The organism is Erwinia sp. V71 (genome assembly GCF_965644245.1).
In the GTDB taxonomy this organism is placed as follows: domain Bacteria; phylum Pseudomonadota; class Gammaproteobacteria; order Enterobacterales; family Enterobacteriaceae; genus Erwinia.
Genome location: NZ_CBFFRK010000097.1, coordinates 1 through 16,373 on the forward strand (window position 1 = coordinate 1; position 16,373 = coordinate 16,373).

Annotated in this window: 15 protein-coding genes, 1 tRNA gene and 1 pseudogene; 8 read left to right on the top strand and 9 right to left on the bottom strand. The window is 54.4% G+C overall.

The window, feature by feature from the left end; genetic code table 11:
• Positions 1 to 94: 94 nt before the first annotated feature.
• Positions 95 to 463, bottom strand: a pseudogene (locus ACSZO1_RS16900) (LysR family transcriptional regulator); the annotation flags it as partial.
• Between the two features lie 164 nt (positions 464 to 627).
• On the opposite strand from ACSZO1_RS16900, the gene ACSZO1_RS16905 reads away from it, so the two are divergent.
• Entirely contained in the window at positions 628 to 1,815 is a 1,188-nt protein-coding gene (locus tag ACSZO1_RS16905) for an MFS transporter (RefSeq protein ID WP_437614643.1), read from the top strand.
• A gap of 12 nt (positions 1,816 to 1,827) precedes the next feature.
• Here ACSZO1_RS16905 and ACSZO1_RS16910 read toward each other — a convergent pair whose 3' ends face one another.
• The 8 genes from ACSZO1_RS16910 to ACSZO1_RS16945 form a co-directional block, all read right to left on the bottom strand.
• Positions 1,828 to 2,553, bottom strand: coding sequence for an IclR family transcriptional regulator (locus tag ACSZO1_RS16910; RefSeq protein ID WP_437614645.1), 726 nt, complete (start codon positions 2,551 to 2,553; stop codon positions 1,828 to 1,830).
• 54 nt (positions 2,554 to 2,607) lie between these two features.
• The gene (locus tag ACSZO1_RS16915) at positions 2,608 to 3,549 is read right to left on the bottom strand and encodes a 2-hydroxyacid dehydrogenase (protein WP_437614647.1); all 942 of its coding nucleotides are present in this window, start codon (positions 3,547 to 3,549) and stop codon (positions 2,608 to 2,610) included.
• Complete coding sequence (locus ACSZO1_RS16920; RefSeq protein ID WP_437614649.1) at positions 3,549 to 4,781, bottom strand: MFS transporter; 1,233 nt, start codon at positions 4,779 to 4,781, stop codon at positions 3,549 to 3,551. Before ACSZO1_RS16920 ends, ACSZO1_RS16915 begins: the two co-directional genes overlap by 1 nt.
• Positions 4,782 to 4,864: 83 nt before the next feature.
• Positions 4,865 to 6,067, bottom strand: a complete 1,203-nt coding sequence (locus ACSZO1_RS16925) for a pyridoxal phosphate-dependent aminotransferase (RefSeq protein WP_437614651.1) — start codon at positions 6,065 to 6,067, stop codon at positions 4,865 to 4,867.
• 12 nt (positions 6,068 to 6,079) lie between these two features.
• Positions 6,080 to 6,805, bottom strand: a complete 726-nt coding sequence (locus tag ACSZO1_RS16930; RefSeq protein WP_437614653.1) for an amino acid ABC transporter ATP-binding protein — start codon at positions 6,803 to 6,805, stop codon at positions 6,080 to 6,082.
• A gap of 4 nt (positions 6,806 to 6,809) precedes the next feature.
• Positions 6,810 to 7,517, bottom strand: coding sequence for an amino acid ABC transporter permease (locus tag ACSZO1_RS16935; RefSeq protein ID WP_437614655.1), 708 nt, complete (start codon positions 7,515 to 7,517; stop codon positions 6,810 to 6,812).
• A complete protein-coding gene (locus ACSZO1_RS16940) occupies positions 7,518 to 8,216 on the bottom strand; it encodes an amino acid ABC transporter permease (protein ID WP_437614657.1) in 699 nt (232 codons plus the stop codon). It abuts the gene before it with no gap.
• 136 nt (positions 8,217 to 8,352) lie between these two features.
• Positions 8,353 to 9,216, bottom strand: a complete 864-nt coding sequence (locus tag ACSZO1_RS16945; protein WP_437614659.1) for a transporter substrate-binding domain-containing protein — start codon at positions 9,214 to 9,216, stop codon at positions 8,353 to 8,355.
• A 399-nt stretch (positions 9,217 to 9,615) separates the two neighbouring features.
• Between ACSZO1_RS16945 and ACSZO1_RS16950 the strand changes: the two genes are divergently transcribed.
• From ACSZO1_RS16950 to ACSZO1_RS16980, 7 genes are all read left to right on the top strand, one after another.
• A complete protein-coding gene (locus ACSZO1_RS16950) occupies positions 9,616 to 10,248 on the top strand; it encodes a TetR family transcriptional regulator (RefSeq protein WP_437614661.1) in 633 nt (210 codons plus the stop codon).
• A gap of 212 nt (positions 10,249 to 10,460) precedes the next feature.
• Positions 10,461 to 12,308: a beta-glucoside-specific PTS transporter subunit IIABC gene (locus tag ACSZO1_RS16955; protein ID WP_437614664.1), complete on the top strand. Its 1,848-nt coding sequence runs from the start codon at positions 10,461 to 10,463 to the stop codon at positions 12,306 to 12,308.
• Positions 12,308 to 13,771 carry a glycoside hydrolase family 1 protein gene (locus ACSZO1_RS16960; protein ID WP_437614675.1) on the top strand — a complete coding sequence of 488 codons (1,464 nt, stop codon included), beginning with the start codon at positions 12,308 to 12,310 and terminating at the stop codon, positions 13,769 to 13,771. Before ACSZO1_RS16955 ends, ACSZO1_RS16960 begins: the two co-directional genes overlap by 1 nt.
• Positions 13,772 to 13,799: 28 nt before the next feature.
• Entirely contained in the window at positions 13,800 to 14,660 is an 861-nt protein-coding gene (locus ACSZO1_RS16965) for a PRD domain-containing protein (protein WP_437614667.1), read from the top strand.
• The gene (locus ACSZO1_RS16970; protein ID WP_437614669.1) at positions 14,629 to 14,826 is read left to right on the top strand and encodes a hypothetical protein; all 198 of its coding nucleotides are present in this window, start codon (positions 14,629 to 14,631) and stop codon (positions 14,824 to 14,826) included. Before ACSZO1_RS16965 ends, ACSZO1_RS16970 begins: the two co-directional genes overlap by 32 nt.
• A tRNA-Asn gene (locus ACSZO1_RS16975) sits at positions 14,817 to 14,892 on the top strand. The genes ACSZO1_RS16970 and ACSZO1_RS16975 overlap by 10 nt, the downstream gene beginning before the upstream one ends.
• A gap of 161 nt (positions 14,893 to 15,053) precedes the next feature.
• Positions 15,054 to 16,328, top strand: a complete 1,275-nt coding sequence (locus ACSZO1_RS16980) for a tyrosine-type recombinase/integrase (RefSeq protein WP_437614672.1) — start codon at positions 15,054 to 15,056, stop codon at positions 16,326 to 16,328.
• The last annotated feature ends 45 nt before the right edge of the window (positions 16,329 to 16,373 follow it).

Genomic DNA, 16,373 nt, shown 5'->3' on the forward strand with positions numbered 1-16,373 from the left:
AGCGGGCATCGTGAAAAGTCTATGTCAAAGAAAGGGTTATGTTCTCATAATTGACGATTAAATCGCACCTTCCTTAATTTCCTGAAAAGAATCGCGCCCGCTTTTTCAGCGCCGCCAGAAACGGGACGGCAATCGCGTGCAGTGCATAATCGGTGGCGGCAAGGGTAAAGGTCAGCTGCGAGCTGGCCGGGTCGAAATGCGCAGGCTGGATTAGCGCATCGATTTCCTTTATCACCTGACGCACTGGCTGTGCCAGCTCCAGCGCCCGGTTGGTCGGCACAATACCGCGCTGCGCACGGACAAATAGCGGATCATCAAACGTGTCGCGCAACCGTGTCAGCATGCCGCTCATCGCCGGCTGTGTCACTCCCAGCCGTGCCGCTGCCCGGGTGACATTACGTTCATCCAGCAGTGCATCCAGCGCTTTCAGCAGGTTGAAATCCAGGGTTCTGATATCTTTCATGGTGATGACTGGCTGTTAAAAATCATCTCCAGGTTATAAGTGAAAGCCGGACGGCATGCAATGCTCTCGACGCGGCGAACAAAATGTGAATAATAATCATTCTTAACAACAATCCCGGATGCGCCAGTGTATCGCGCCGCAGCCATTACGCCGGATATCTGACTATGACGCGCTACCTGCCTTTCTGGTGCTTTTATCTGCACCAGGGCATGATTACTGCCCTGATCCTGCAGGGGGTGATGGGCTATTTTCGTCACCATGGGCTCGATTTATCACAATTAAGCTGGCTGTCACTCACCCTGCTGCCATGGGTAGCCAAGTTTTTATGGGCACCGTGGGGCGAACGCCACGCCCGTCCGTTGCGCGGCAATCCTTATCTGGGCAGTCTGGTTACCCTGCAAATCGCGATGGCTGTAATCATGGCAGCGATTGGTCTGCTGTCTCCCGTCGATTCCGTGACGGCGATTATGGTCGGACTGATGCTGCTGGCGCTGCTCTCCGCCAGCCATGATATTTATGCCGATGGCGTCACCATCGCCACCACCACGACCGCAACCCGGCCACTGGCCAATACTGCACAGGTCGGCGGCAGCTATCTCGGTATCCTGTTCGGTTCCTGGGCTTTCCTCTCGATTGCCGACTACAGCGGCTGGCGCGGCGGCTTTTTCGCCATGGCGATCCTTTCACTGTTGTTATTACTGCTGCCACTGCGCTATACCCGTCCGGCCGAAAAGGTCAGCACGCAGCAGTCTCCGTCGCTGGATCTGCGCAACATCGCTGCGCTCTGGCCGGTGCTGGCGTTTACCGCCATCTTCTACCTGGCCATGCGCGGCATGATGGCGTTGCAGACGGTGATCCTGATCGATCAGCAGCTCAGTCTGAGCCATCTCGGGTTAATCCTGACGCTGTACAGTACGCTGGTCAGTGGGGTGGGGATTGTGCTGGCAAATGTGCTGATTCGCCGCACCGGTACACAACAGTGTCTGCTGCCGGTGATGGTGGTGCACGCGCTGCTGGCAGTGGTGCTGGCGGTGGGTTATCGCGGCTTTACCCTGCCAGTGTGGATCACGCTGTTTGGTCTGGTGAACCTGGTCGCCGCGATGGGCTTTGTTACCCTGTATAACGTGCTGATGGCGCTGGTGCGTCCGCACCAGCCTGCTTCGGATTATGCCCTGTTCCAGTCAACCGATGCGCTGGTCGCGATGCTGGTCTCTCTCGGTGCGTTGCAGCTGGCTGCACACAGCGGCTATCAGCTGACGCTGGCTGTGCTGGCCTGCTTTGCGCTGGCCAGTATCTGGCCCGCCAGAAGACTCAGCCAGCGCTTCGCACGCGTCATCAAAGAGCTGGCGTAACCGACGGCGGGACTACTCCGCAATCACCGCGCCCAGCACCGCCGACAGCGCTTTTGCCGTCTCCAGCATCAGCTGCTGGCTGGCGGCGTCTTCGGGATCAAAACGGCTGGTCGGGCCGGAAATACTCAGCGCGCCCGCCAGCTGGTTATCGTGCTTAAATACCGGGACAGAAATCGATGCTGTCAGCAGGCTGTCCGCCAGCTGACGGTTCAGCCCGGCGCCGCTGGAAGTAAACAGCCCCTGACGGTAGTCCCACCGCGGCGATACGCCATGTTCAAACTGGCGTAACACGCTGGCCGCAGAGGTGTCGTCCATATCCAGCAGTGTACCGACCGGCACACTGGATTTGATATGGTGTGGCGAGTCCTGGCGCAGCAGGCACATACGATGATCGCCATCGCGCACATAAAACGTACTGCTTTCCAGTGTGGCCGCCGTCAGCGTCTCCAGCACCGGCAACACATGCTGATGCAGATTAAAAGTGCGCTGATAAGTACAGCCCAGCTGGTACGCACGCGAGCCTAACTCATATCGGCCATCCGGGCGTTTAAACACATAGTGTTCCGCTTCCAGCGTCAGCATATAACGCATAATCACGCTCTTAAACAGCCCGGTCGCCGTTTCCAGCTCGCCCAGCGTGATACCGCCCGGATGCGGAATAAAGGCATCCAGAATCGCCAGCGTACGCTTCACCGCTTTGACCGAACGATCGACATCAGTGCTCTTTAATCGCGACATAACTTCCCAGTAAATAAGCTTAAATAGCGTTGCAAAAAAAGTAATGTAGCGAAATTAGCCGCAGCTGCCAACCAGCGGCCTGCCGCTAAAGTAGCGGATCACATTCTCCAGCATGCGCTGTTGCTGGGCATGTTGCGCGGAAAAAGTATTGGCGGCGACATGCGGTGTCAGAATGGTATTCGGCGCAGCCAGTAAACGGGCAGAAATCTCCGGCTCGAACTCATACACATCCAGCGCCGCACCCGCCAGCTCGCCCTGCTCCAGAGCACTGCACAGCGCATTCTCATCCACCAGCATACCGCGGGCGATATTAATCAGGCAGCCCTCTTTCCCCAGCAGACGCAATACCGTTTCATCGGCAACATGGTAATTTTCCGGCGTGCCGCGCGCGGCCAGCACCAGGATATCCGCCCATTCCGCCAGTTGCGCAATGTCCTCGCAATAGTGATAGGCGGCAGTTTTCCGGCTGCGACTGTGATAACCGATCTCCATGCCGAACGCCTGCGCCCGCAGGGCAATCTGCATGCCGATTTCGCCCAGACCATAAATTCCCAGCCGTTTGCCCTGCAAACCGGAGACCAGTGGATAGCGCAGCACGCTGTTACCCAGCCACTGCCCGCTGCGCAGAAAACGGTCACTGGTGATAATCTGGCGGTTGCTGGCCAGCATCAGGCCCAGCGTGAATTCGGCGACGCTGGCGGCATTCGTACCCGCCGCATTGGTCAGTGTGATCCCTTTCTGGCGCAGATACGCGGTATCAACAAACTCGATGCCGGAGCCATAACAGCACACCAGTTTTAACTGCGGCAGCGCGTCGATCAGCGCGCGCTCCGTCGGCAGGCTGCTCATGGTCAGCAGCACTTCCACGCTCTCTGCGCCAGCAGGCAGGCCGCTGCCATCCAGCGCCTCAATCGGTCCCAGCAGATTGCAGTGCTCACGTAATTGCTCAACCAGCGCCGCAGGCAGCAGGCGCGTCATTAATACGTTTGGCTTCATTATGGTTTTTTCCCGGTAGTAACCGCTGAATGCGATGATTTACGTTGCAAAATAGCCCACTGCACCGCCAGAAACAGCGCCAGCATGATGGCCATTAACAAAAAGGTCAGTGACACCGTGCCGACTGACGCCAGCATGCCCACCAGCAGGTTGCCGAGCGGCATGGTGCCCTGAAAACACATGCTGTACAGCCCCACCACCCCGCCGCGCAGCTCTGGCGGGCTGAAATGTTGCAGAGTGGAGTTGACCATGGTGGAGAAAAAGGTGAGCGACAGACCGAGCAGCAGAAAGCCACTGCAGGTCAGCAGCGGCAGGGCCGAAAAGGCAATACCGCCTAACGCGATGACGGCCGTCCACGGGGCGAGTTGCAGCCAGCGTACCAGCCGCTGGTGCGAAACCCGCGCCGAAATCAGCAGCGCCGCCAGCAGAGAGCCGGCACCGGCACTGGTAAAGAACCAGCCGGTATAGCGCGTCGTATCATGAAAACCATTGGCCGCCAGCACCGGGATCAGCGACTGATACGAACCGGCGAAAATCCCCATCATTGCCAGCATCGGCAGGAAGCGCATGGCGAAACCGTCACTGCGCACATAGCGCAGTGCATTGCCCATCCCGCCACCGCGCCGCGCCGCAGGGCCGCTGTCCCCTACCCGCATACTGCGCACCGCCAGCAACATGGTTACCAGTCCGCACAGCGAGATACAGAAACCGGCCGCGGCACCATAGTGGTTAAAACTCCATGCGGCAATCGCCGGGCCAAACATGCGGCCCAGGTTAAACACCATGGTGTTGGTCGCCACGGCGTTGTACATCAGTGATTTATCCTGCAGGCTGCTGGTCAGTAACAGCTGGCGGGTCGGTAACTCCATCGACGCCACACAACCTGCAATCGCCGCCATCAGCAGAATAAACAGCGGCGAAATAAAGTGCAGCAGCACGCTGGTCAGCAACAGGCTGCTGACCAGCATCGACAGACACAGGATGCGCAGCATAATGCCTTTCACCCGTCCCGGCGTTAGGCGGCTGCCAAACAGCAACGGCACGATCAGCGACGGGCAGTAGAGCAGAAAGTTGAGTACACCCAGCAGCCACGGCGAGTGGCTCAGCTGCCACATCAACAGATTGAGGGTGACGTTTTGCGTCCATAAACCGACGATGGAAGCCGCCTGCCCCATCAGATATCTGCGCGTCATCGGTTCCTGCAATACCGGAAAAGCACCTGCCAGTATCATGTTCTGTCCTTCCGCTGCGGGCGTGTCCCCGCAGCCGGTTGCAACGGTTCAGGCGGCAGACCGTTCACGGCCTGCCGCCGGGTTTATTTCAGACTGCGGCAGAAACGCTGAATACGCGCGCAGGCGTCTTCCAGCTGCGCCATCGACGCGGCATAAGACAGGCGGAAATTCGGTGCCACACCAAATGCCTCACCATGCACCAATGCCACCCCTTCGCTTTCCAGCAGCGCGTCAGTAAAATCTTTATCGCTGCGGATCACCCGTCCCTGCGGCGTGGCTTTATTCAGCAGACCGGCGCAGGAGGGATAGACATAGAACGCCCCCTGTGGCGTCTGGCATTCCAGACCCGGCGCGTCATTCAGCGCGGCAACCACATAGTTACGGCGGGCGACAAAGCTGGCACACCACTCGGCAAGGAATTCCTGCGGCCCGGTCAGCGCCGCGACGGCAGCCCACTGGGAAATCGACGACACGCCGGAAGTGGTCTGGCCCTGGATGGTTTCCATCGCTTTGATCAGCGTCGCCGGACCCGCGCCATAGCCGACACGCCAGCCGGTCATGGCATAGGCTTTCGACACACCGTTAATCACCAGCGAACGCTCGATTAATGCCGGTTCAACCTGCGGGAAGGTAAAGAACTGGCTGTCGTCATACACCAGTTTTTCGTAGATATCGTCCGCCATCACCCAGACATGGGGATGACGCAGCAGCACATCTGACAGATCACGCAGTTCCTGCCAGCTGTAGACCGCACCGGAAGGGTTCGACGGCGAGTTAAACAGCAGCCATTTGGTGTTCGGCGTAATCGCCTGCTCCAGCTCCTGCGCCGTCATCTTGTAACCATGTTCGGCCTGGGTTGCGACCGTGACAGGCGTACCGCCGCACAGCGACACCATTTCCGGATAGGACACCCAGTACGGCGCGGGGATAATCACTTCATCGCCCGGGTTCAGCGTCGCCATCAGGGCATTGGAGATAATCTGTTTCGCGCCATTGGAGACAATGATCTGCTTGCTGTGGTACTCCAGCTGATTATCGTTGCGGAATTTCGCCACCACCGCCTCACGCAGCGCCGGAATACCGGCAATTGGCGGGTATTTGGTTTCGCCCTGCATCATCGCCTGCAGCGCCGCCTGTTTTACATGCTCCGGGGTATCAAAATCCGGCTCACCGGCACTGAGGGCAATCACATCCATGCCCTGCGCTTTCATATCGCGGGCGCGCTGGCTGGCAGCGTTACTGGCTGAGGGTTTGATTCGGTCAAGGGTCTGGGAAAGCATCTTCATCTGTGAGTCCTGTCAGTGGCGAATATCGGCGACAAATTTTTGTGCGCGTGGATGTTGCGGGTGATGGAAAAAGTTTTCAGGGGTGGCGCGTTCGATAATTTCGCCGCGATCCATAAAAATCACGCGGTCGGCGACTTCGCGGGCGAAGCCCATTTCATGAGTGACGCAGACCATGGTCATGCCCTCTTTACCCAGTTGCTTCATGACCTGTAACACCTCGCCCACCATTTCCGGATCGAGGGCGCTGGTTGGTTCATCAAACAGCATCACGGGCGGTTTCATCGCCAGCGCGCGGGCAATCGCCACACGCTGCTGCTGGCCGCCAGACAGCTGATGCGGATACGCGTGTAATTTGGCTTCCAGACCGACTTTCTCCAGCAATGCACTGGAGATCTCATCGGCTTCACGCTTGCTGGTTTTGCGTACCCGGCGCTGCGCCAGGGTGACGTTCTGCAATACCGTCAGGTTGGGAAACAGGTTGAACTGCTGGAAAACAAAACCGATATTGCTGCGAAACTGGTTCAGATCGACCCCTTCCGCCCGGCTGTCGACGCCATCCACCAGAATGCGGCCACGCTGGATCTCTTCCAGCCGGTTAATGGTGCGGATCAGCGTTGACTTGCCCGAGCCCGACGGGCCACACACCACCACCACTTCGCCTTTGGCGATCTCTTCACTGACGCCATTCAGCACCTTATGCGGGCCATACCATTTTTCGACATTTTCAAGCTTTAACATTGCTTCACTCCTGGATATTCATCTGGCGTTTACGCTGAATAATGTTTTCCAGTTTCCCGACCACGCGCGTCAGTGAAAAACAGATGATGAAATAGATAATGGCCAGTACGGCAAAGACCTGCAGAGGTTTGGTTAATTCCAGCGTATTAATCTGATACGCGGAATAAGTCAGTTCCGCCACGCCAATCACATACCCCAGCGAGGTATTTTTAATCAGATTAATAAACTGATTGAGAATACTGGGGATCATGGTGAACAGCGCCTGTGGTAAAATAATTTCCAGCATGGTTTGTGGATAACTTATTCCCAGCGTGCGCGCGGCTTCAATTTGCCCGCGCGGTACGGATTTAATACCCGCCCGGACAATTTCCCCCAGAAACGCCATCTCATAAATCACCAGTGCGACAATCAGTGTTTTCACCCCGGAAATAGAGTGACCGGAAATCAGCGGCACGGCGAAATAGGACCAGAACACCAGCATCAGTACCGGTAATCCACGCACCACACTGCTGAACAGCGTGACTGGCAGATAAAAGATCTTATATTTACTGGTGCGCGCAATACCGATCAGAATCGCCAGCGGAAAAGCGCAGACTAACCCGGATGCGGCAATAAACAGTGTCAGCGCCAGCCCGCCTAACGGACCATTGGGGTAACTGCCGGTAAAAAGTAAATTGTGATAAGTCGAGACAATATTCAGCATATCGTTCATTTAGCGGCTCCCGGAGCGAAAGGCAAAACGGTCATATGCCGCGCCCACGCTGACAATCAGCAGTGAGCCTGCCAGGTAAATCACAGAGACGATGGCAAACGCTTCGAAGGTGCGGAAAGTTTCATTCTCAATCTGCTTCGCGGCGTAGGTCAGCTCCGCCACGCTGATGGCCATAGCCAGACTGGTGGACTTATACAGCGCCAGCGACTGGCCGATCAGCGGCGGAATCGACACGCGAATCGACTGCGGCAGAATCACATCGCGCATCGCCTGCGGAAAGGTCAGCCCTAATGCACGACAGGCCTCCATCTGCCCATGAGCAATAGAACGTAAGCCGCTGCGTAAATCTTCCGACATAAATGCGGCGCTGTTCAGCGTCAGTGCAACATAGGCAAAAAAGAATTCACTGCCATGCTGATTGACCCATTCTGACCAGCTGTATGGCAATACGGCGGATAAACCGAAATACCACAACAGTAACTGCACCAGCGCAGGCACATTACGGTGATACTCCACATAACACACCACAAACCAGCGTAGTGGTGCGATACCAGAAATACGCATCGAGGCAAGCAGCAGCGCCAGAATAAACCCCGATATCAGACAAATAAAAAACAGTAACAGCGTATTTTCCAGCCCGGATAATAGCCACTGTAAATAGTCACCTTGCAGTAAGGTGATGGGATTAAAACTTACCATCAGACGTCACTCCCTGGTGCAGGCTTAACAACATAAATAAGCAGCCACCTTCGCGGAAAATAGCCGCAGCCATTTTCCGCGTAAGTACATCCACCACGACAAATGTTGACGCGGGGTATTATTTATTGCGGGTTAATTACTGCAGACTTTGTTTTACCTGGGCAATCGATTCTAATTTATGTTCCCGTTTAATTTTATACACCGTATCCGCGCCCAGCCATTTATTCCAGATGGCATCGAGTTTGCCGTCCTGTTCCAGTTTTTCCAGCGCACCATTCACCGCCGCAAGGAATTCCGGTTCATTTTTGCGAATCCCCAGCGCATTCGGTTCCCAGGCGATGGCCTGATCAATAAAGGTGTAAGCACCTTTGCCAGCCTGTAAATAGCGCACGCCTGCTGTTTGCGAAAACGCCTGACCGCTGATTTTACGCTGCTGCAGGGCAAGGAACGCCGAAGGCGAATCGTGATAGGTCACCACACCAATATCCGGGAAGGATTTGCGCAGCCAGTATTCCGAAGTGGAACCGGAAGTCATGCCCACACGTTTGCCCGCCAGGTCTGCCAGCGTTTTATAACCTGCAGCCGTCGGCACCAGCACTTTTAATGGCACCTGGAAATGAGAAGAAGAGAAATCAATCTGCTTTTCACGTTCCGCGGTATAGCCCAGCGCCGCAGAGAGAATATCCACGCGACCAATCTGCAGTTCCGGAATACGCGCTTCCACTGACAGACTTTTTTGTACCATTTTGACACCCAGCTGATCTGCCAGCGCCTGGCAGACATCCACGTCAAAACCCACAACTTTCAGGGTTTTCGGATCGGTAAAACCGACCGGTTCCGTGGTGGAGAGCGTACCGCACACCATTTCGCCGCGCGCTTTGATATCCGCCAGCTGATTCGCCGAAGCCGTCCCGGCCGTACCGAGCAAACCTAACATCAGTGCCGCCAGCATGCCGGCCTTTTTGGATTGCAGAATAGAGCTTGTTGCATTTCTGACCACAGGTTAATCCTCCAGAATAAGCACAAGGGAACAAGCCGCTGCGGGCTGTCCGGACCACGTTTAAACACCAGAATCAATGCAACACGCATTTTCATAATGGCATTATGATTTTTATAAAGCATAAACAATGCCAATCTGGAATAAATCGCGAAACATTAATTTAACATTATGAAATTCAGTTAGTTACAAACATCGCCAGTGAAAGCACTGCAAGACGAACAGGCTCTGCCAACCAGGACGCCCCCGCGCCCGGCTGCACTCTTTCAGTGAACCCTGTTCCATGATGGTGAAAAGATCCCCTGCGATCCGCGCTTATCCGCGGTATTGCGACAGGCGTGGTTGTATCACACGAGCGGGACAGCTACTCTTACCCGCGGAACCATTATGGATTTGTAAACAATGGCAGTTACCCCGAAAAGAAAGAATGACCCGGAAGGACTGAAAAAACGCATTAGTGACGCCGCACTGAAGCTGTTTGCCGAATTTGGCCTGCAGGGCGCGCGTATGGAGCAGATCGCCGAGCTGGCGGAGACCACCAAACGCATGGTGGTGTACCACTTCACCAGCAAGGAGAATCTGTATATTGAGGTGCTGGAAGGGGTGTATCAGCAGATTCGCCGCCATGAAACCGGGCTGAATCTCTCTGCCCTGCCGCCGGAAGAGGCGATGGTCAGACTGGTGGAAGAGAGTTTTGACTATCACGCCACCCACGCTGATTTTATTCGTCTGGTGTGCAGTGAAAACCTGCTGCGTGGCCGCTATATCAGCCAGTCAACGCAAATTCAGGCCGTCAACAAGAGTGCGCTGGATGTGCTGGACGATATTTTACAGCGTGGTCGTGCTGACGGGCTGTTTCGTACTGACCGGGCGACACTCGATGTGCACCGCCTGATCAGCAGTGTCTGCGTGCATCATGTGGCGAACCGCTACACCTTCCGCACGCTGTTTGGCCGTGACAGCAGCGATGCCGAACTCAGCGCCCGCACCCGCCAGCTTACGGTGGACGCCACCCTTAGCTACGTACGTAAGTAACCCAACGGAGCGCAGTTTACCGCTGCGCTCCCGCGATCCACTTCACAGATATTCACTTAACTTTTTAATCTCTTTGACATTCCCTCTGCGCAAAATATACAAGTAGTCACAGGCATGTAACTGGTTTCATCCAGGCAAGACCTGAAGCGATCCTTTTTCACTAAAGGAGGGCTTCGGGTCTTTTTTTTTGGGAAAAATTGGAGAGTCGTAGTATGAATTACAATAAAATGGCCCAGCAAATTGTTGACCTCGTGGGGGGCATCGACAATATCGACCATATAGAACACTGCTCTACCCGCCTGCGTCTCAGCCTCTCGGATAACCGCCAGGTGGACCAGAGCGCACTGGAAAAAGTGCCCGGTGTACTCGGTGTGCGGGTTAACGCGCAGTGCCAGGTGATCATCGGTAACGCGGTGGTGGACGTCTACGATGCGGTGGTGAAAATTGCCGGTGACCGTAGCGGCAGCAGCGATAAACCCACGCAGTCGAACAACACCCTCTCCGCACGTGTGATTGATTTTGTTATCAGCGTGTTCCAGCCACTGATCCCGGCGATTGCCGGTGGTGGTGTCCTGAAATCTCTGCTGCTGTTGCTGGATGTTTTCGGCTGGCTGAGCAAAACCAGCCCGACCTATAAAGTGCTGGATGCGATTGGCTCCGCCCCGCTCTACTTCCTGCCGATTCTGGTGGCGATTACCACCGCCACCAAATTAAAAGTGAATATCCTGGTGGCCGTTTCGGCGGTGTCGGTGATGGTATTACCGGCAATGTCAAAGCAGCTGGCGGATGGCGCGCAGTTCCTGTCGCTGGACCTGAAAAATATCGCCTACGCCTCGCAGGTCTTCCCGGCGATCCTCTGCGTGCTGTTCTATGCCCAGACCGAAAAATTCTTTAACCGCTATTCACCCGGCGCGCTGCGTATTTTCCTCTCGCCGATGCTGTCGCTGCTGGTCACCGTGCCGGTCACCCTGCTGTTCCTCGGCCCGCTGGGCTATGAGCTTGGTGCCGGTCTGGCGACGGTCATCCTCTGGCTGTACGGCAAATTAGGCTTTGTCGCCACGGCGCTGCTGGCCGGTATTCTGCCGTTTATGGTGGCATCCGGGATGCATAAGCCGATGATCCCGTATGCGGTGTCATCAATGGGTCAGTTTGGCCGCGAAATGCTCTATCTGCCCGCATCACTGGCACACAATATCGCTGAAGCGGGCACCTGTCTGGCGATCGCGATTAAAGGCAAAGATAAGGTATTAAAATCCACCGCGCTGTCGGCAGGTCTTTCCGCACTGTGCGGGATTACCGAACCGGCGCTGTACGGTATCACCCTGCTGAATAAAAAAGCGCTGTACTGTGTGATCGTCGGCAGTGTAATTGGCGGCGGTTTCCTTGGCTGGATGGCGGTCGAAGCCTTTGCGCTGGTCGGCCCGGGCCTGGCCAGTATCTCGATGTTTGTTGCGCCAGACAATAAATGGAACATTATCTGGGCCTTTGCAGGCGCGGGACTGGCGTTTGTGATCACCTTTATCAGCACCCTGCTGTTCTGGCAGGAAAAAGTGCCTGAAACCCAGAGTGCAGTGAAATCAGATATCACCGCGAACGGTGAGGAACTGCGTTTTAACAGCCCGGTGGAAGGCATTGTGGTGCCGCTGGAGCAGGTCAATGACGACGTATTTTCCAGCCGCATTATGGGCGACGGCATCGCCATCCGCCCGCTGAAAGGCGCGCTCTGGGCGCCTGCCGATGGCGTGATCAGCAATGTCTTTGAAACCGGCCATGCCGTCAGCATGTTAACCGACAGCGGCGTCGAACTGATTTTCCATATCGGTATCGACACCATCAAACTCAACGGCGCAGGTTTTAGCGCCAAAGTCAGCAGCGGACAGCAGGTGAAAACCGGCGACCTGCTGGTGGCGTTCGACCTCGATGCCATTATCGCCGCAGGTTACGACCCGACCGTGATGATGGTGGTCACCAACGGCGAACGCTTTACGCTGCAATCCGAAACATCAGCAACCAGCATCAACAATCATAGCTACATTATGACCTTAAAGGAGTCTGTATGATGGAGAACAAAACCGCTTTTCCACAGGTTTTTTTATGGGGCGGCGCGATTGCCGCAAACCAGGCTGAAGGCGCATGGAACGTTGATGGCAAAGGGCCATCGGTGGCGGACGCCATTACCTGGAAACCCAATCTGAATCTCACCGACTATAGCGGGCATATGGCGCTGACTGACGAGAATATTGCCGATGCGCTAAACGGTAAAAATGACAAGCTGTATCCAAAACGCCGCGGCATTGATTTCTATCACCGCTATAAAGAGGACCTGGCGCTGTTTGCCGAAATGGGCTGCAAAGTGCTGCGTGTCTCCATCGCCTGGTCGCGTATTTTCCCGACCGGTGAAGATGCACAGCCGAATGAAGCCGGGCTGCAGTTCTACGAAGATCTGTTCCGCGAAATGCGCCGCCTGAATATCGAGCCGCTGGTCACGCTGTCGCATTATGAAATGCCGCTGATCCTGAGCGAGAAATATAACGGCTGGGTGCACCGCAATGTGCTGGATGCGTTTGTCCGTTTCAGTAACGTCTGCTTCGACCGCTATAAAGATCTGGTGCGTTACTGGCTGACCTTTAATGAAATCGACAGTATTCACCGCCATCCGTTTACCACCGCTGGTATCCGTGAAGAGAAAAGCCAACCGGGCGAAGAGATTCAGGACATTTATCAGGGACTGCATCACCAGTTTGTCGCCTCCGCGCTGGTAACGCGTGACTGCCACGCGAAGATCCCGGGCAGCCAGGTGGGCTGTATGCTGACCAAACTCACCACCTACCCGCGAACCTGTCATCCGGGCGATGTTGAAGCGACACTGAAAAAGAATCTGGAAAACTATTTTTATGCCGATGTACAGGTATTCGGTAAATATCCGCCACTGATTAAACGCGATCTGGAACTGCGCGGCATCAGACTGGAAATGCAGCCGGACGATCTGGCGATTCTGCAGCAACATACGGTAGATTTCGTCTCATTCAGTTACTATATGTCGCTGACAGAATCGACCCAGCCAGAGATGGAACGCACACCCGGTAATACCGTGCTTGGCGTGAAAAACCCTTACCTGCCATCTTCCGAATGGGGCTGGCAGATTGACCCGCAGGGGCTGAAAATTTCGCTGCTGGAACTGTATGATCGCTACCAGAAACCGCTGTTTATTGTTGAAAACGGCGTCGGTTCGAAAGATGTGGTGGAAGACGGTAAAGTGCACGACAGCTACCGCGTCGACTATTTCCGTGCGCATTTCGAGCAGATGCAGGCAGCGATTAATGAAGGTGTCGAGCTGATGGGCTACACCAGCTGGGGCGCGATTGATATTATCAGCGCAGGCACCTCGCAAATGTCGAAGCGTTATGGCTTTATTTATGTTGATCAGGACGATGAAGGCAATGGTTCGCTCGCTCGTCTGAAGAAAGACTCGTTCTACTGGTATCAGAAAGTCATTGCCAGCAATGGCAGCGATCTTGCCTGATCGTTAACCGTTGCCGCAGGTATTTAACGTGATTAAAGTGAATAAAGCGCTAAACAACAGCATGCTGCTGGTGGACCATAACCAGCAGCAGATGATTCTGTTTGGCAAAGGCATCGGCTTTGGCACCAAACCGGGCACCCTGGTCAACGTCAATGACGTCGAACAGGTGTTTATCCCGCTGACCAGCTTAAAGTCGCGCCACTTTCTTTCGCTGACGGATACCATACCTGCGGCCTATTTTGACCTGACCCACGACATTATTGCGCTGGCACAGCAGCAGTATGTCGAAAAGCTCAATTCCGTGCTGTTTTTCACCCTTGGCGAGCATCTGTTCTATGCGGTGGAACGCAGCAAAAACGGCCAGAATTTTGCCAATAAACTCAGCTGGGAGATCCAGCGTTATTACCCGCGTGAATACCAGATTGGCGTGCAGGCGAAAGAGATGACCTGCGCGCGTTTTCAGGTCACGATGCCTGATGATGAAGCGGTCAATATCGCCTTTCATCTGATTAATGCCTCCGGTGATGCGCAGAGCAATAATGCGCACCAGCAGGTGCAACTGGTCAATCGGGTTGCCGAAATTGTGCGTTATAAACTGAATAAAAATATCGATACCCAGTCGATTAATTACAGCCGCTTTATCACCCATCTGCGCTATTTTGCCGAACGCGTGCTCAGCCAGAAAATTGTCGCACGCGCCAGTGATGATTTCTATCATGAGCTGCTGAAGTTTTATCCGCAGGCAATGTCCGTTTCCTGGGCAATTCGCGATTATATCGAGGAAAAATATCAGCTGACGTTGCCAAAAGATGAGCTTACCTGGCTGACGATTCATATCAGCCGGCTGGCAGGTGGTGATGAGAGCGAAAGCAGCGATATTTCGTCATAATGACGCGCCTGTTTCAGATAAAAAAACGGCGAACGGCAGCAATATTGCTGCCAGGATAAACAACCCGCTGATTAATCCGGCAGTCGATCGCAAAGATGGCAAACAGGCTTTGACAAGCCGCCTTAAAGCCGCCATTATTCGCCCCGTTCACACGATTCCTCTGTAGTTCAGTCGGTAGAACGGCGGACTGTTAATCCGTATGTCACTGGTTCAAGTCCAGTCAGAGGAGCCAAATTCTTGTTTTCATGCCGCTTTGCGAATCCCTATGTGATTCAGATTCAATAAGTTAGCGTGAAAAGTCTTCCCGATGCATTTTCAGTTTACCCTCCGCATCGGGAGAATTTGGTGGTCAGATTTGGGGTCAAGTTGGTTCGATGACGGAGTGACCCCCAAATGTCTCTTAACGACTCAAAAATCCGCAACTTAAAACCATCCGCAAAACCCTTCAAAGTTTCCGATTCTCACGGTCTGTACCTTTTAGTTAATCCATGCGGTTCACGTCTCTGGTATCTCAAATATCGCATCAATAGAAAAGAATCACGCCTCGGCTTAGGTGCCTATCCTGATGTTTCTCTGGCTGATGCTCGTCAACAGCGTGACGGTATCCGTAAATTGCTGGCGCAGAATATCAATCCAGCTCAACAGCGCTCTGCTGAAAGAAGCACTTCCTCACCAGAGGAAACCTTCAAATCAGTGGCACTAAGATGGCATAAAAGCAACAGAGCATGGTCAGAGAACCATGCCGCCCGTCTGCTTGCCAGCATGAATAACCATATCTTCCCGATAATTGGACACCTACCAGTCACAGAACTGAAAACTCGCCACTTCATCGACCTGCTGAAAGGGATTGAGAAAAAAGGTCTGCTGGAAGTGGCGGCACGCACTCGACAGCATATGTGCAATATCATGCGCCATGCCGTGCATCAGGAGTTGATAGAGCATAATCCGGCGGCCAATCTGGACGGTATCATCGCCCCGCCCATTAAACGCCATTGCCCTGCCCTTCCGCTGGAGAAACTACCGGAACTGTTAGCCCGCATTGAGGGCTACAAGCAAGGGCGAGAATTAACCCGTTTGGCAGTCTCAATTACCCTGCACCTTTTCATCCGTTCCAGCGAATTGCGTTTCTCCCGTTGGTCTGAGATCGATTTCAGAAACAAAATCTGGACCATTCCTGCCACTCGCGAGGCAATCCCCGGTGTCCGCTATTCAGGGCGTGGTGCGAAAATGCGCACACCACATATCGTTCCTCTCTCCCATCAGGCCATCACTATTTTGAAACAGATACGGGAAATATCCGGGCATCAGGAACTGGTATTTCCCGGTGATCATAATCCCTTTAAGCCGATGTGCGAAAACACGGTCAACAAGGCGCTGCGACTGATGGGTTATGACACGAAAGATGAAATTTGCGGTCACGGATTTCGGGCAATGGCCTGTAGTGCGCTGATGGAATCTGGCCTGTGGTCACAGGATGCCGTTGAGCATCAAATGAGTCATCAGGAGCGCAATAGCATACGGGCGGCTTACATCCACAAGGCTCAATATTTGGATGCCCGTAAGACGATGATGCAATGGTGGTCGGATTATCTCGACAGGTGCCGGGAAGATTATGTTGCACCCTATATTTATGTACTGGGCGGATTCAACTCCGAAGTGCAACGCTAAGCCGCCAATCTTAGCTCTGCAAACACCACAGACGGTTGCCTGAAT